Origin of the sequence: Hydrogenophaga sp. SL48, assembly GCF_021729865.1 — a bacterium.
Taxonomy (GTDB): domain Bacteria; phylum Pseudomonadota; class Gammaproteobacteria; order Burkholderiales; family Burkholderiaceae_C; genus Hydrogenophaga.
The window spans coordinates 2,835,168-2,849,159 of sequence record NZ_CP063400.1 but is presented as its reverse complement, the minus strand read 5'-3'; the positions used below and the strand labels follow the sequence as shown (position 1 = coordinate 2,849,159).

The following is a 13,992-nucleotide window of genomic DNA, read 5'->3' as shown; positions in this document are numbered from 1 at the left end:
ACGAGACGAGAAACCATGGTTGAAATCGAACTCGACGGCCAGAAGGTCGAAGTGCCACCGGGCAGCATGGTCATGCATGCGGCCGAAAAGGCGGGCACCTACATCCCGCATTTCTGCTACCACAAGAAGTTGTCCATCGCGGCCAGCTGTCGCATGTGCCTGGTGGAAGTGGAAAAGGCGCCCAAGCCCATGCCCGCCTGTGCCACGCCCGTGACCATGGGCATGATCGTGCGCACCAAGAGCGACAAGGCCATCAAGGCCCAGCAATCGGTGATGGAGTTCCTGCTCATCAACCACCCGCTGGATTGCCCGATCTGTGACCAGGGTGGGGAATGCCAGTTGCAGGATCTGGCCGTGGGCTACGGCGGAGGCGCGTCGCGCTACGAAGAAGAAAAACGCGTGGTGTTCCACAAGGACGTGGGGCCGCTCATTTCCATGGAAGAGATGAGCCGCTGCATCCACTGCACCCGCTGCGTGCGCTTTGGTCAGGAAATTGGCGGCGTGATGGAGCTGGGCATGTCGCATCGGGGCGAACACGCCGAGATCGAAACCTTTGTCGGCCAGTCGGTGGACTCCGAGCTGTCGGGCAACATGATCGACATTTGCCCCGTGGGTGCGTTGACCAGCAAGCCCTTCCGTTACAGCGCCCGTACCTGGGAGCTGTCGCGCCGCAAGTCGGTGAGCCCGCACGACTCCACCGGTGCCAACCTGATCGTTCAGGTGAAAAACCACAAGGTCATGCGCGTGGTGCCGCTCGAAAATGACGCGGTGAACGAATGCTGGATCGCCGACCGTGACCGTTTCTCGTACGAAGCCGTCAACAGCGAAGACCGCCTGACCTCGCCCATGCTCAAACAGGGCGGCGAGTGGACGACCGTGGACTGGCAGACCGCTCTGGAATACGTGGCCAATGGCCTGAAGCAGGTCAAGGCTGACCATGGCGCGAACGCGATCGGTGTGTTGGCCAGTCCGCACAGCACACTCGAAGAGCTGGCCTTGGCTGGTGCCTTGGTGCGCGGTCTGGGCAGCCAGAACATCGACAGCCGTCTGCGCCATGCCGACTTCTCCAACACCGCCGCTGCCGGGTCCGCCCGCTGGCTGGGCATGCCCATCGCATCCCTGTCGACCCTTCAACGCGTCCTGGTGGTGGGCTCCAACCTGCGCAAGGACCATCCCCTGTTCGCGCAACGCATCCGCCAGGCGACCCGCAAAGGGTGCCAGGTCAGCGCTCTTCATGCCCAGCCCCAAGACTGGGCGATGCCAGTGGGCCACGAGGTGCTGGTGGACAGCTCGTCGTGGGTGTCGGCTCTGGCCGGCGTGGCCGTCGCCGTGGCGCAGGAGGCCGGTGTTCAGGCCCCCGTGGCCGCAGAAGTGACGGACGCTGCACGGGCCGTTGCCAAGTCCTTGCTGGGAGGCGAGCAGAAAGCCATTCTGCTGGGCAATGCCGCTGCTCACCATGAAAAAGCGGGGAGCTTGTTGTCGCTCGCCAACTGGATCGGCCAACAAACGGGCGCCACCGTGGGCTACCTGTCAGAGGCTGCGAACACCGTGGGTGCCCAGTTGGTGCGTGCATTGCCGGGGCAGGATGGCCTGAATGCCGGGCAGATGCTCGGCGGCGGTCTCAAGGCGGCCATTTTGCTCAATACCGAGCCTGCCTTTGACAGCGCTGCGGGTGACTCCGGCCTGAAGTCGTCCAGCATGGTGGTCACGCTCAGCCCCTTCAAAGCCAACCTGGACATCAGCGATGTGCTGTTGCCCATCGCCCCGTTCACCGAAACGTCCGGTTCATTTGTCAATGCCGAGGGTCGTCTGCAAAGTTTCCATGCGGTGGTGAAACCGCTGGGCGAAACGCGCCCCGCGTGGAAAGTGATCCGCGTGCTGGGCAATCTGATGGGGCTGCCTGGCTTTGATGCGGAGTCTTCGCAAGCCGTGTTGGCGGCCGTGCTGCCCGGCGTCAGCGCCGGGGAAGTGGTCGCCGCAGCCCGGCTGTCGAATGCCGACGCAGGCCTGGGTCCAGCCGCTGCTGATCAAAGCCCTTCAAAGGTTCAGCCTTGTGTGGCGTCCATTTATCAACTGGACTCGCTGGTGAGGAGGGCCTCCTCTCTTCAACTGACCGCAGACGCCCGCGCCGCCGAAGGAGCACACGCATGATCGACGCGATGTACAACGGCGGGATGGGTCTGTTTGCGGCTCCTTGGTGGGGTGGCGCTGCCTGGCCCGTGATCTGGGGTCTGATCAAGATCGTGGTGGTTCTCGCGCCGCTGATGGGCGCGGTGGCGTACCTCACGCTCTGGGAACGCAAGTTGCTCGGCTTCATGCAGGTGCGCCTGGGGCCGAACCGTGTGGGCCCGTTCGGTTTGCTGCAGCCGATCGCCGATGCCGTCAAATTGCTGACCAAGGAGATCATCAGTCCGAGCGCTGCCGCGCCGGGCCTGTTCCGCCTGGGGCCCATCATGGCCATCATGCCCGCGCTGGCCGCGTGGGTGGTGGTGCCATTCGGTCCCGAGGCCGTGATCGCCAACGTCAACGCTGGCATCCTGGTCATCCTGGCCATCACGTCGATCGAGGTGTATGGCGTGATCATTGCCGGCTGGGCATCGAATTCCAAGTACGCCTTCCTGGGCGCGCTGCGCGCGTCGGCTCAGATGGTGAGTTACGAGATCGCCATCGGCTTCTGTTTCCTGGTGGTCGTCATGACCGCTGGCAGCCTCAACCTGGGCGACATCGTGGCGTCCCAGTCGCGCGGCTGGGCCGCGTCCCACACGCTCACATTCCTCTCCTGGAACTGGTTGCCGTTGCTGCCGATCTTTCTGGTCTACCTGATCTCCGGTGTGGCTGAAACCAACCGGCATCCCTTTGACGTGGTCGAGGGCGAAGCCGAGATCGTGGCCGGTCACATGGTCGAGTACTCGGGCATGGGCTTTGCCATCTTCTTCCTGGCGGAATACGCCAGCATGTGGCTGGTCTCCATCCTGGCGGTGCTGATGTTCCTCGGCGGCTGGTTGCCCCCGATCGACAGCGCGCTGTTCAACTGGATACCCGGCTGGATCTGGCTGGGCATCAAGACCTTCGTGGTGGTGTCCATGTTCATCTGGATCCGTGCCACTTTCCCGCGCTTCCGTTATGACCAGATCATGCGTTTGGGCTGGAAGATCTTCATTCCTGTCACGCTCATCTGGCTGCTGCTCGTCGGCGGTCTGATGCAGACCCCGTGGAACATCTGGAAATAAGCAGGGCGATCCATCATGTCCACCACCGCCGTTGCACCCTTTTCCCTCCGTGACTTCTTCAAGAGCTTCCTGTTGCTGGAACTCTTCAAGGGCATGGCCCTGACCGGTCGTTATGCGCTGCGCCGCAAGATCACTGTTCAATTTCCTGAAGAAAAAACGCCGCTGTCTCCCCGCTTTCGTGGACTGCACGCCCAGCGCCGCTACGAAAATGGCGAAGAGCGCTGCATCGCCTGCAAGCTGTGTGAGGCCGTGTGCCCAGCGATGGCCATCACCATCGAAGCCGGTGAACGCGAAGCCGACGGCACCCGCCGCACCACGCGCTACGACATCGATCTGACCAAGTGCATCTTCTGTGGCTTCTGCGAGGAAGCCTGTCCGGTGGACGCGATCGTGGAAACGCACATCCTCGAATACCACGGTGAAAAACGGGGCGATCTGTACTTCACCAAAGAGATGCTGCTGGCCGTGGGCGACCGGTTCGAACCCGAGATCGCCGCCGCCAAGGCCGCGGACGCGAAGTACCGCTGAAGCAGGCGAAAGACAAGAACCATGGATTACCAGACCGGCTTTTTTTACCTGTTTTCAGCGGTGCTGCTGTTTGCGGCCTACCGCGTCATCACCTCGCGCAACCCTGTGCACGCGGTGCTGTATCTCATGCTGGCTTTTTCGCAGGCATCGGCGCTCTGGCTGATCCTCAAGGCCGAATTCCTAGGTCTGACACTGGTCCTGGTGTATCTGGGCGCGGTCATGGTGCTGTTCCTGTTTGTCGTGATGATGCTGGACATCAAGTTCGACGACGACCGCTGGGGTTTCTGGCAGAACTTTCCCTTGGCGGCCACCCTTGGCGGTCTTGTGGCGGCCGAACTGATTGCCGTGCTGTGGGTCGGGTTCCCGACCGTCACGGCACCCGTTGCGGGGGTGGCTCAGGCTGCCGATGTGTCGAACACCAAGGCGCTGGGTCGCTTGATGTACAGCGAATACCTGTACCCGATCGAGGTGGCCGCCGTGATCCTGCTGGTGGCCATGGTGACGGCGATTGCGCTCACCCTGCGCCAGCGCAAGGACAGCAAGGCCATTGATCCAGGACAGCAGGTGCACGTGCGCGCCAGCGACCGCCTGGTCGTGGTGCCGATGGCTGCCACACAAAAAACTGCGCCCGTTGAAGCGGTCGCTGCCGAGGAGGGCAAGGCATGAGCCTCACACTGAGCCACTTTCTGTCGGTGGGCGCCATCCTGTTCGCCCTGTCCGTCATCGGCATCTTCCTGAACCGCAAGAACATCATCGTGTTGCTCATGGCGATCGAGCTGATGTTGCTGGCGGTGAACATGAACTTCGTGGCGTTCTCTCACTACTTGGGGGACATGCACGGCCAGGTCTTTGTGTTCTTCATCCTCACGGTCGCGGCGGCCGAATCGGCGATTGGTCTCGCCATTCTCGTGCTGCTGTTCCGTGCCAAGTCGTCGATCAGCGTCGAAGAACTCAACACCCTCAAGGGTTGAAGCCCATCCCGAAGAGGCAAGAACACCATGAGCACCACTCTCTCTGCAAGCACCCTGCTGGCCGTTCCGCTCGCCCCCCTGGTGGGTGCCGGGCTGGCCGGCATCCTGGGCACCACCTTTGGCGGCAACGTCATCGGTCGCCGCACCTCGCACACGCTCACCATCCTGGGTGTGCTGATCGCCTTTGTCATCTCTGCCATGACGCTCAAGAGCGTCGCGGTCGATGGTGCGCGCTTCAACCAGACTGTTTACGAGTGGATGGTGGTGGGTGGCCTGAAGATGGAAATCGGCTTCATGGTCGATGGCCTGACCGCCATGATGATGGTGGTGGTCACTTTCGTCTCGCTCATGGTGCACCTCTACACCATCGGCTACATGGAAGAAGACGCCGGCTACAACCGCTTCTTCGCCTACATCTCGCTGTTCACCTTCTCCATGCTGATGCTGGTGATGAGCAACAACCTGCTGCAGCTGTTCTTTGGCTGGGAGGCGGTGGGTCTGGTGTCGTACCTGTTGATCGGTTTCTGGTTCAACAAGCCGACGGCCATTTTCGCCAACATGAAGGCCTTCCTGGTCAACCGCGTGGGTGACTTCGGCTTCATCCTCGGCATTGGCCTGATCGTGGCCTATGCCGGCACGCTGAACTACACCGAAGTGTTCGCCAAGGCGCCCGAACTCGGCAAGCTGGGCTTTCCCGGCACCGACTGGCTGCTGATCACCGTGATCTGCATCTGCCTGTTCATCGGTGCCATGGGCAAGTCGGCCCAGTTCCCGCTGCACGTCTGGCTGCCCGACTCGATGGAGGGCCCGACCCCGATTTCCGCGCTGATCCACGCCGCCACGATGGTGACGGCGGGCATTTTCATGGTGGCGCGCATGTCCCCGCTGTTCGAACTGTCGGACACCGCTCTGAACTTCATCATGGTGATCGGTGCCATCACGGCCCTGTTCATGGGCTTCCTGGGCATCATCCAGAACGACATCAAGCGCGTCGTCGCCTACTCCACGCTGTCCCAGCTGGGCTACATGACGGTGGCGCTGGGCGCCTCGGCCTACTCGGTGGCCGTGTTCCACCTGATGACGCACGCCTTCTTCAAGGCCCTGCTGTTCCTGGCCGCCGGCTCGGTGATCATGGGCCTGCACCACAACCAGGACATCCGCTGGATGGGCGGTGTGCGCAAGTACATGCCCATCACCTGGATCACCTCCCTGCTGGGCACGCTGGCCCTGATCGGCACGCCGCTGTTCTCGGGCTTCTATTCCAAGGACTCGATCATCGAGGCGGTGCATTTCAGCAACCTGCCGGCTTCCGGTTTTGCCCACTTCGCGGTGCTGGCTGGTGTCTTCGTGACGTCCTTCTACTCGTTCCGCCTGTATTTCCTGGTGTTCCACGGCAAAGAGCGTTTTGACCAGAACCCGGATGCGCACCATGGCCACGATGACCACGGGCATGGTCATGGCGATCACAAACCTCACGAAACCCCCTGGGTGGTGACCGTGCCGTTGCTGTTGCTCGCGATTCCTTCGGTGGTGATCGGTTTCATGACCATCCAGCCGATGCTGTTCGGGGACTTCCTCAAGGACGCGATCACCATCAACTCGGCCGCGCACCCGGCCGTGGCGAAATTCGCGGAAGAGTTCCACGGTCCGCTGGCCATGGCCTTGCATGCGTTCTCCACCGCACCGTTCTACCTTGCCCTGTCTGGCGCGGTCATCGCCTGGTACATGTACCTGATCAACCCGGCCGTACCGGCCGCCATCGGTCGTGCCCTCAAGCCCGTCATCACGGTGCTTGAAAACAAGTACTACATGGACTGGTTCAACGAGAACGTGCTGGCCCGTGGCGCACGCGCGTTGGGCACCGGCCTGTGGAAGGGAGGCGACCAGGGCGTGATCGAAACCGGGGTGGTCAACGCCAGCTGGAAGCTCGTGGGCGCCTTCTCGTCGTTCGTGCGAGGTGCACAGAGCGGGTACCTGTACCACTACGCGTTGATGATGATCGTGGGCGTGTTCCTGTTCATGACGTATTTCGTGTGGCTCGCCAAATAAGGAGAAGAACAAGATGGGTTTGCTGAGCCTTGCGATCTGGGCACCGATTGCCTTCGGAGCCGTGCTGCTGGCCTTGGGTCGGGATGATCAGGCGCACGCGGTGCGCTGGCTGGCGCTGCTGGGGGCTTTGCTCTCGTTGGCCGTCACGGTACCTCTCTACACCGGCTTCAAGCTGGGGACGGCCGCGATGCAGTTTGTGGAGAAGTCCACCTGGATCGATCGTTTCCATGTCAACTACCACCTGGGTGTGGATGGCATCTCTCTCTGGCTGATCCTGTTGACCGCCTTCATCACCGTGGTGGTGGTGATCGCCAGCTGGGAGTCCATCACCGAGCGCGTGAACCAGTACATGGGTGCGTTCCTGATCCTGTCGGGCCTGATGATCGGCGTCTTTTCCGCGCAGGACGGCATGCTGTTCTACGTGTTCTTTGAAGCCACGCTGATCCCGATGTACCTGATCATCGGCATCTGGGGAGGTCCGAACAAGATCTACGCGGCGTTCAAGTTCTTCCTGTACACGCTGATGGGCTCGCTGCTGATGCTGGTGGCCCTGATCTACCTGTACACGCAGTCGGGCGGCAGTTTTGATCTGGCCACCTGGCACAAGCTGCCGCTGGGCAGCACGGCGCAGACCCTGCTGTTCTTTGCCTTCTTCGCGGCCTTCGCGGTGAAGGTGCCGATGTGGCCGGTGCACACCTGGCTGCCCGACGTGCACGTCGAGGCACCCACCGGCGGCTCCGCCGTGCTGGCCGCGATCATGCTGAAGCTGGGTGCCTATGGTTTCCTGCGCTTCTCCCTGCCCATCCTGCCCGACGCGTCGCACGAATGGGCCTGGCTCATCATCACGCTGTCGCTGATCGCCGTGGTCTATGTGGGCCTGGTGGCCATGGTCCAGAAAGACATGAAGAAGCTGGTGGCTTATTCATCCGTCGCTCACATGGGGTTTGTCACGCTGGGTTTCTTCGTGTTCAGCGACTTGGGTGTCTCGGGCGGCATCGTGCAGATGATCGCCCACGGTTTTGTGTCGGCTGCCATGTTCCTCTCCATCGGTGTGCTGTACGACCGTGTGCACTCGCGCGAGATCTCCAGCTACGGTGGCGTCGTCAACACCATGCCGAATTTTGCGGCGTTTGCACTGCTGTTCACCATGGCCAACTGCGGGTTGCCCGGAACGGCCGGCTTTGTGGGCGAATGGATGGTCATCCTCGCGGCCGTGAAAGCCAACTTCTGGATCGGCGCCGCCGCCGCTTCCGCGCTGATCTTCGGTGCCGCCTATTCCTTGTGGATGTTCAAGCGGGTGTACCTGGGCGCCGTGGCCAATGGCCATGTGAAAGCGTTGACCGACATCGGTCGTCGCGAGTTCCTGGTCATGGCGGTGCTCGCGATCGCCGTGCTCTACATGGGCGTGTACCCCAAGCCCTTCACCGATGTGATGGACGCTTCTGTTGCCGAGCTGCTGCGCCACGTGGCCATCTCCAAGCTCAACTGAACCGTGCCGACAACAAACAAAAGAGAGTCTTCACCATGAACGACCAAAGCAGCTGGGTGCTGGCCTTTCCCGAGATATTTTTGCTGGTCATGGCCTGTGTGATCTCGCTGGTCGATGTCGCGGTCAAGTCACGCCTGCGTGGCACCACCTACGTTCTGACGCTCTTGACGCTTGCCGTGGTGGCCTATCTTCAAGGCGCTGCTGCAGCAACGGGTCAGACCTTGCTGGGTTTTGGTGGCATGGTCATCAGCGACCCCATGGGGCAGTGGCTCAAGTGTTTTGCCGCTTTGGCCGTGCTGGTCACGTTGGTGTACGGCCGCCGCTATGCCGGGGACCGCGACATGTTGTCGGGTGGCGGCGAGCTGTTTTCGTTGTCGCTCTATGCGCTGCTGGGCATGTTCGTCATGATCTCCGGCCACAACTTCCTGGTCATTTACCTGGGCCTGGAGTTGCTGACCCTGTCCAGCTACGCGCTGGTGGCTCTGCGCCGCGACGATGTGCAGGCCACCGAAGCCGCCATGAAGTATTTCGTGCTCGGCGCGCTGGCCAGCGGTTTCCTGCTCTACGGACTGTCGCTGGTGTACGGCGCGACGGCGTCGCTCGATGTAGCCGAGGTGATGAAGGCCATCGCTGGCGGCGAGGCCACACTCAAGGGATCGCCGCAGGTGCTGACGCTGGGGTTGGTGTTCGTCGTGGCCGGCCTGGCCTTCAAGCTGGGCGTGGTGCCGTTCCACATGTGGGTACCCGACGTGTACCACGGTGCACCCACGGCCGTCACCCTGATGATCGGAGGGGCGCCCAAGCTGGCCGCGTTTGCCATCGTGATTCGTCTGCTGGTGGAAGGCCTGGCACCCTTGGCGGTCGACTGGCAACAGATGCTCGCGGTGCTGTCGGTGGCTTCGCTGCTGATCGGCAACCTCGCGGCCATCGCCCAGACCAACCTGAAACGCATGTTGGCCTTCTCCACCATCGCCCAGATGGGTTTCATGCTGCTGGGTTTGCTGGCCGGTGTGGTGGCCACAGGCCAGGGGCTGGACAGCAGCAACATGGCCAACGCCTACGGCTCTTCGATGTTCTATGTGGTGACCTATGTGTTGACCACGCTCGGCACCTTCGGCGTGATCCTGTTGCTCTCGCGCGGCGGCTTCGAATCGGACAACGTGAGCGATCTGGCCGGTCTGAACCAGCGCAGCCCGTTGTACGCGGCCGTCATGGCGGTGTGCATGTTCTCGCTGGCCGGTGTGCCGCCCATGGTGGGCTTCTACGCCAAGCTGTCGGTGCTTCAGGCCCTGCTGGCGTCTTCGCAACCGGTGTACATCGGCCTGGCGGTGTTCGCCGTGATCATGTCCCTGATTGGCGCGTTCTATTACCTGCGTCTGGTCAAGGTGATGTATTTCGATGCGCCCACCCAGACCGCTGGCATCGCTGCTGGCCTGGACGCGCGTTCGGTGCTCTCGCTCAACGGTGCGCTGGTGCTGGGTCTTGGCCTCTTGCCCGGTGGCCTGATGGCCCTGTGCGCCCAGGCGATCACGGCCCTGATGGCCTGACCCTTCGGTTCTGGCCTGTGGCGCCGCTCACGGCGCTGCATCCGGGGCCCTTTCTGCCCATATGAACCACTCCCTTTCCATCTGGCTCGTCTTGCTGGCGGCCGTGGCCGGCGCCAATCTGCCATTCCTCAATCAACGCTGGCTCGGGGTGATTCCGCGGGCGTCTGCCAAGTCGCTGGGCATTCACTTGCTGGAGCTGGTGATCTGGTACTTTCTGGTGGGCGCTTTGGGCCTGGCTCTGGAACGTTCCGCAGGCCAGATCGCGCCCCAGGGCTGGGAGTTCTATGCGACCACAGCGGCGCTGTTCTTGACGCTGGCGTTCCCGGGTTTCGTCTACCGCTACCTTTTCAAGCGGCGAGGCTGAGGTTGGGCATGGGGTCAGACACCCACTTGCGCGAAGTACCGGTGGCGCGCACCGAACTGCTCAAAGGACATTTTCTTCACGTCGTTCGCGACACCGTGCAGCTGCCCTCTGGCCGGGAGGCGACGCGCGAATATGTGCTGCACCCAGGCGCGGTGATGGTGATCGGTTGGCTGGATGATGGCCGTCTGGTGATGGAGCGCCAGTACCGCCACCCGCTGCGCGAGGTGATGGTGGAGTTTCCGGCCGGAAAGCTGGATGCCGGCGAGGGGAGTCTCGCGTGTGCGCGGCGTGAGTTGCTCGAAGAAACCGGCTACAGCGCGCGCGAGTGGGCCTTTGCCGGCCGGCTGGCACCGACCATTGCCTACTCCGACGAGATCATCGACATCTGGTTTGCGCGTGGGCTCTCTGCGGGCGAGCGACAGCTCGACGAGGGCGAGTTTCTCGACGTGTTCAGCGCCACGCCCGATGAGTTGCAGGCGTGGTGCCGGAGCGGCGCCATCATCGACTGCAAGACCCTGGTGGGCGCGCTGTGGTTGCAGAATGTGCTGTCCGGGGCATGGACTCTCGACTGGTCAGGGACCATGCCACCAGCGGTGGCTCGATAATTTCGGCCATGAAGGTTCTCAACTTGCAATGCGCGCACCAGCACGAATTCGAAGGCTGGTTCGGCTCTGAAGCCGACTTCACCGACCAGCTCGCGCGTGAGCTGCTGAGCTGCCCGTTGTGTGGCGACACAGCGATTCAGAAGATGCTTTCCGCGCCGCGCCTGAACCTGCGTGGCCATCGGGACGACAAAGCGCCTGTGGAGCCCCCTGACGCCATGGGTCGGGTGGAACTGGGTTTTCCCGCATCCGGTTCACCGTTGCAGGCCCAGTTGCTCAAGGCCATGCGCCAGGTGCTGGCGCAGACCGAAGACGTGGGCGAGCGCTTCGCCGATCAGGCCCGGGCCATGCACCATGGCGAGGTGGCGCAACGCAACATCCGTGGCCGCACCAGCCCCGAGGTGGCGATGGAGCTGATCGAGGAGGGCATTGACGTGATGCCGCTGCCCTCGCTGCCTGGGCTCAAGGACACGCTGCAATAGCTGTCTCCCCCCGCGCCGCCTACGGCGTCACCCCCCAGGGGGCGGCACTGGCGGCCCGGCAAAGCCGGTTCCGCGGTGCCTTGGGATGAACTCCCCATCGCCTGTTCCTGTGCGCCTCCGGCGTGCATGCCTTCGCCAAGGATGCGGTGGAACCGGCTCTGCCGGGCCACTCGCATCGCCCCCTTTGAGGGGGTGACGCCGCAGGCGGCACGGGGGTGATTACGGGTACAAGCCCCGCAGGTCGCGCGCGTGCAGGATGCGCTTGCAGGCCACGATGAAGGTGGCCGTGCGCAGGCTCACCTTGTTCTCTTCGGCCACCTGCCACACGGAGGCGAACGCGCCCTTCATGATCTTCACCAGGCGTTCGTTGATTTCGTCCTCGCTCCAGAAGAAGCTGGAAAAGTCCTGCACCCACTCGAAGTAGCTCACGGTCACGCCGCCGGCGTTGGCGATCACGTCGGGCAGCACCAGGATGCCGCGGTCGTGCAGGATGTCGTCGGCCTGCGGCGTGGTCGGGCCGTTGGCGCCTTCGATGACCATCTTGGCCTGGATGCGGCCGGCGTTGGCTTCGGTGATCTGCTGCTCCAGCGCGGCGGGGATCAGGATGTCACAAGGCACGTCCCAGAACGCATCGTTGGCGATCACCTCGGCCTGCGGGAAGCCCGCCACCGAACCCATGCGGGCCACATGCGCCATCAGCAAGGGCACATCCAGCCCCGCTTCACGGTAGATGGTGCCGCCATGGTCCTGCACCGCCACGACTTTGGCGCCGGCCTCGGCGAACAGCTTGCCCGCCACGCCACCCACGTTGCCGAAGCCCTGCACGGCCACGCGCGCCTGGCTGATGTCCATGCCAATGTGTTTGGCGGCTTCGCTGCCGACGGTGAACACGCCGCGGCCCGTGGCTTCGCGTCGGCCGAGCGAGCCGCCCAGGTCCACCGGCTTGCCGGTGACCACGCCGGTGGCGGTGGAGCCTTCGTTCATGGAGTAGGTGTCCATCATCCAGGCCATGATCTGCTCGTTGGTGTTCACATCGGGCGCCGGGATGTCCTTGGTCGGGCCGATGATGATGCCGATCTCGCTGGTGTAGCGGCGCGTCACGCGCTCCAGCTCACCCTTGGAGAGCTGCCGCGGGTCGACGCGGATGCCGCCCTTGGCGCCGCCGTAGGGCACGTTGACAGCCGCGTTCTTGATCGACATCCAGGCCGAGAGCGCCATCACTTCCGACAGGGTCACGTCCTGGTGGAAACGCACACCGCCCTTGCCCGGACCGCGGCTGGTGTTGTGTTGCACGCGGTAGCCCTCGAAGTGCGCCACGGTGCCGTTGTCCAGGTGGATCGGCACGTCCACGATCAGGGTGCGCTTGGGTCGCTTGAGCGTGTCCACCCAGCGCGCCAGATCGCCCAAGTAGGGCGTGACCCGGTCCACCTGCTGCAGGTAGATGCCCCAGGGGCCGATCTTGTCCGGATTCAGGTAGGAGGGCAGGGCGTTGGTGAAGGCGGCCGGGCTGTTGGCCGCGGCGCCTGCGGGGTGCGGGGCTTGTGACATGGTGCTGGGATTCCTTGTGGGTTGCGCCCATCCGGCTCCCCGGATCGACTGGCGCGACTGTACGGAGGGCGTTCCGCACTGTCCAAGGCTGTGTTGCCATGCCTTTATGCGGCGAATGCATAACCAGCCCGATGGCCCGATTCACTCAATCCGACGCTGCACCCCAGACCTGCCGCGCCACGCGTGCCATGTTGTCGCCCAGGGCGCCGTCCACCTCATGTTCGCTCATGCCCACGGCGCGCAGGGCGCCGGGCAGCTGTTGCCAGGTCTCGATGGGGGCGTAGCGCATCTGGCTGATGCCCTTGCCGTAGCCCGCGCTCGCTGGCCACCAGAAGCCGGGGTCGAAGTCACCCGGCGGGTCGTCGTTCAGCCCGGGCTCGCTGAAGCCGATGTCCAGGCCCAGGCCGACGTGCTGGGGGCCGACGAGGTTCGCGATGTGGGCCATGTGGCGTGCGATGTCTGCTGCGCCCGGTGTCTCGCAGCCGAGGAACTTCGATACCCCCGAGATGCAGACCACGCCACCGGTGGCGGCACAGGCCCGGATCTGCTCGTCGCTGATGTTGCGACCGTGCTCGGCCAGCGCCAGCGGGTTGGCGTGGCTGAACACCACCGGGTGGCGCGAGTGGGCCATGATGTCCAGCGTGGTGCGACGCTCGGTGTGGGCGCAGTCCATGAGCACACCGGCGTCGTTCATCGCGTCCACCATGCGACGCCCGAGCGCGGTCAGACCTTGCGGCGTGTCATGGCAGCCGCCCGCCACGGTGTTGTTGCGGTTGTAGGCAAAGTGGATCTGCCGCACACCGAGATCGCGGTACAGCGCCACCATCTCCGGCCGCTCCAGCAGGGGCAGCGCGCCCTCCAGATCAAACACCACCGCGAGTTTCCCCTCGTTGCGTGCCTGTTCGATGTCGGCTACGGTGCGCGGCATGACGTAGCGTTCAGGCGCTGCCAGCAAGCGTGCACGAAAGGATGCGATCACCGCCAGGATCTGGCCGAGCGGGTTCATGTCCATGCCCACATTGATGCAGACGCAGTGCACGCCGTTGGCGCGGTAGCGCTCCAGGGACGCGAAGCTGGCATCGGGGTGCAGGGGCAGGCAGGTGTGGGCTTCCCAGCGAATCATGGTTTTCCTAGGGTGAACATGGGGCGCATGCGATGGCACCGATTTTGCAAGGCTTGAAG

General features: G+C 63.3%; 13 protein-coding genes. 11 read left to right on the top strand and 2 right to left on the bottom strand.

Features of this window, described 5'->3' with window-relative positions:
* Positions 1–15: 15 nt before the first annotated feature.
* The 11 genes from nuoG (at position 16) to IM738_RS13410 (ending at position 11,262) form a co-directional block, all read left to right on the top strand.
* Positions 16–2,151 (top strand): NADH-quinone oxidoreductase subunit NuoG, encoded by a 2,136-nt coding sequence (gene nuoG / locus IM738_RS13460; protein ID WP_236961271.1) that lies wholly within the window; start codon positions 16–18, stop codon positions 2,149–2,151.
* Positions 2,148–3,230, top strand: a complete 1,083-nt coding sequence (gene nuoH, locus IM738_RS13455) for an NADH-quinone oxidoreductase subunit NuoH (protein WP_236961270.1) — start codon at positions 2,148–2,150, stop codon at positions 3,228–3,230. The genes nuoG and nuoH overlap by 4 nt, the downstream gene beginning before the upstream one ends.
* A 15-nt stretch (positions 3,231–3,245) precedes the next feature.
* Complete coding sequence (gene nuoI, locus IM738_RS13450) at positions 3,246–3,758, top strand: NADH-quinone oxidoreductase subunit NuoI (protein WP_236961269.1); 513 nt, start codon at positions 3,246–3,248, stop codon at positions 3,756–3,758.
* Between the two features lie 21 nt (positions 3,759–3,779).
* The gene (locus tag IM738_RS13445; RefSeq protein WP_236961267.1) at positions 3,780–4,424 is read left to right on the top strand and encodes an NADH-quinone oxidoreductase subunit J; all 645 of its coding nucleotides are present in this window, start codon (positions 3,780–3,782) and stop codon (positions 4,422–4,424) included.
* Positions 4,421–4,729, top strand: a complete 309-nt coding sequence (gene nuoK / locus IM738_RS13440) for an NADH-quinone oxidoreductase subunit NuoK (protein ID WP_236961265.1) — start codon at positions 4,421–4,423, stop codon at positions 4,727–4,729. Before IM738_RS13445 ends, nuoK begins: the two co-directional genes overlap by 4 nt.
* A gap of 27 nt (positions 4,730–4,756) precedes the next feature.
* Positions 4,757–6,778, top strand: a complete 2,022-nt coding sequence (gene nuoL / locus IM738_RS13435; RefSeq protein WP_236961264.1) for an NADH-quinone oxidoreductase subunit L — start codon at positions 4,757–4,759, stop codon at positions 6,776–6,778.
* 13 nt (positions 6,779–6,791) lie between these two features.
* Positions 6,792–8,267 carry an NADH-quinone oxidoreductase subunit M gene (locus IM738_RS13430; RefSeq protein WP_236961263.1) on the top strand — a complete coding sequence of 492 codons (1,476 nt, stop codon included), beginning with the start codon at positions 6,792–6,794 and terminating at the stop codon, positions 8,265–8,267.
* A gap of 35 nt (positions 8,268–8,302) precedes the next feature.
* A complete protein-coding gene (gene nuoN, locus IM738_RS13425) occupies positions 8,303–9,814 on the top strand; it encodes an NADH-quinone oxidoreductase subunit NuoN (protein ID WP_236961262.1) in 1,512 nt (503 codons plus the stop codon).
* Between the two features lie 61 nt (positions 9,815–9,875).
* The gene (locus IM738_RS13420) at positions 9,876–10,178 is read left to right on the top strand and encodes a DUF2818 family protein (protein ID WP_236961261.1); all 303 of its coding nucleotides are present in this window, start codon (positions 9,876–9,878) and stop codon (positions 10,176–10,178) included.
* 8 nt (positions 10,179–10,186) lie between these two features.
* Positions 10,187–10,783: an NUDIX domain-containing protein gene (locus IM738_RS13415; protein WP_236961260.1), complete on the top strand. Its 597-nt coding sequence runs from the start codon at positions 10,187–10,189 to the stop codon at positions 10,781–10,783.
* A gap of 8 nt (positions 10,784–10,791) precedes the next feature.
* Positions 10,792–11,262, top strand: a complete 471-nt coding sequence (locus IM738_RS13410) for a DUF1178 family protein (protein WP_236961259.1) — start codon at positions 10,792–10,794, stop codon at positions 11,260–11,262.
* Positions 11,263–11,481: 219 nt separating this feature from the next.
* Here the strand turns inward: IM738_RS13410 and IM738_RS13405 are convergent, their stop codons facing one another.
* Together IM738_RS13405 and IM738_RS13400 are read right to left on the bottom strand one after the other, a co-directional pair.
* Complete coding sequence (locus IM738_RS13405; protein ID WP_236961258.1) at positions 11,482–12,810, bottom strand: Glu/Leu/Phe/Val family dehydrogenase; 1,329 nt, start codon at positions 12,808–12,810, stop codon at positions 11,482–11,484.
* Positions 12,811–12,955: 145 nt separating this feature from the next.
* Complete coding sequence (locus IM738_RS13400; protein ID WP_236961257.1) at positions 12,956–13,933, bottom strand: dipeptidase; 978 nt, start codon at positions 13,931–13,933, stop codon at positions 12,956–12,958.
* Positions 13,934–13,992 lie beyond the last annotated feature (59 nt).

Bases quoted from the DNA above. Each gene is read 5' to 3' on its own strand.
- nuoK (WP_236961265.1), top strand. From the start codon at position 4,421: ATGAGCCTCACACTGAGCCACTTTCTGTCGGTGGGCGCCATCCTGTTC.
- IM738_RS13400 (WP_236961257.1), bottom strand. From the start codon at position 13,933: ATGATTCGCTGGGAAGCCCACACCTGCCTGCCCCTGCACCCCGATGCC.
- nuoI (WP_236961269.1), top strand. From the start codon at position 3,246: ATGTCCACCACCGCCGTTGCACCCTTTTCCCTCCGTGACTTCTTCAAG.
- IM738_RS13420 (WP_236961261.1), top strand. From the start codon at position 9,876: ATGAACCACTCCCTTTCCATCTGGCTCGTCTTGCTGGCGGCCGTGGCC.
- IM738_RS13430 (WP_236961263.1), top strand. From the start codon at position 6,792: ATGGGTTTGCTGAGCCTTGCGATCTGGGCACCGATTGCCTTCGGAGCC.
- IM738_RS13410 (WP_236961259.1), top strand. From the start codon at position 10,792: ATGAAGGTTCTCAACTTGCAATGCGCGCACCAGCACGAATTCGAAGGC.
- nuoN (WP_236961262.1), top strand. From the start codon at position 8,303: ATGAACGACCAAAGCAGCTGGGTGCTGGCCTTTCCCGAGATATTTTTG.
- nuoG (WP_236961271.1), top strand. From the start codon at position 16: ATGGTTGAAATCGAACTCGACGGCCAGAAGGTCGAAGTGCCACCGGGC.
- IM738_RS13415 (WP_236961260.1), top strand. From the start codon at position 10,187: ATGGGGTCAGACACCCACTTGCGCGAAGTACCGGTGGCGCGCACCGAA.
- nuoL (WP_236961264.1), top strand. From the start codon at position 4,757: ATGAGCACCACTCTCTCTGCAAGCACCCTGCTGGCCGTTCCGCTCGCC.
- IM738_RS13405 (WP_236961258.1), bottom strand. From the start codon at position 12,810: ATGTCACAAGCCCCGCACCCCGCAGGCGCCGCGGCCAACAGCCCGGCC.
- nuoH (WP_236961270.1), top strand. From the start codon at position 2,148: ATGATCGACGCGATGTACAACGGCGGGATGGGTCTGTTTGCGGCTCCT.
- IM738_RS13445 (WP_236961267.1), top strand. From the start codon at position 3,780: ATGGATTACCAGACCGGCTTTTTTTACCTGTTTTCAGCGGTGCTGCTG.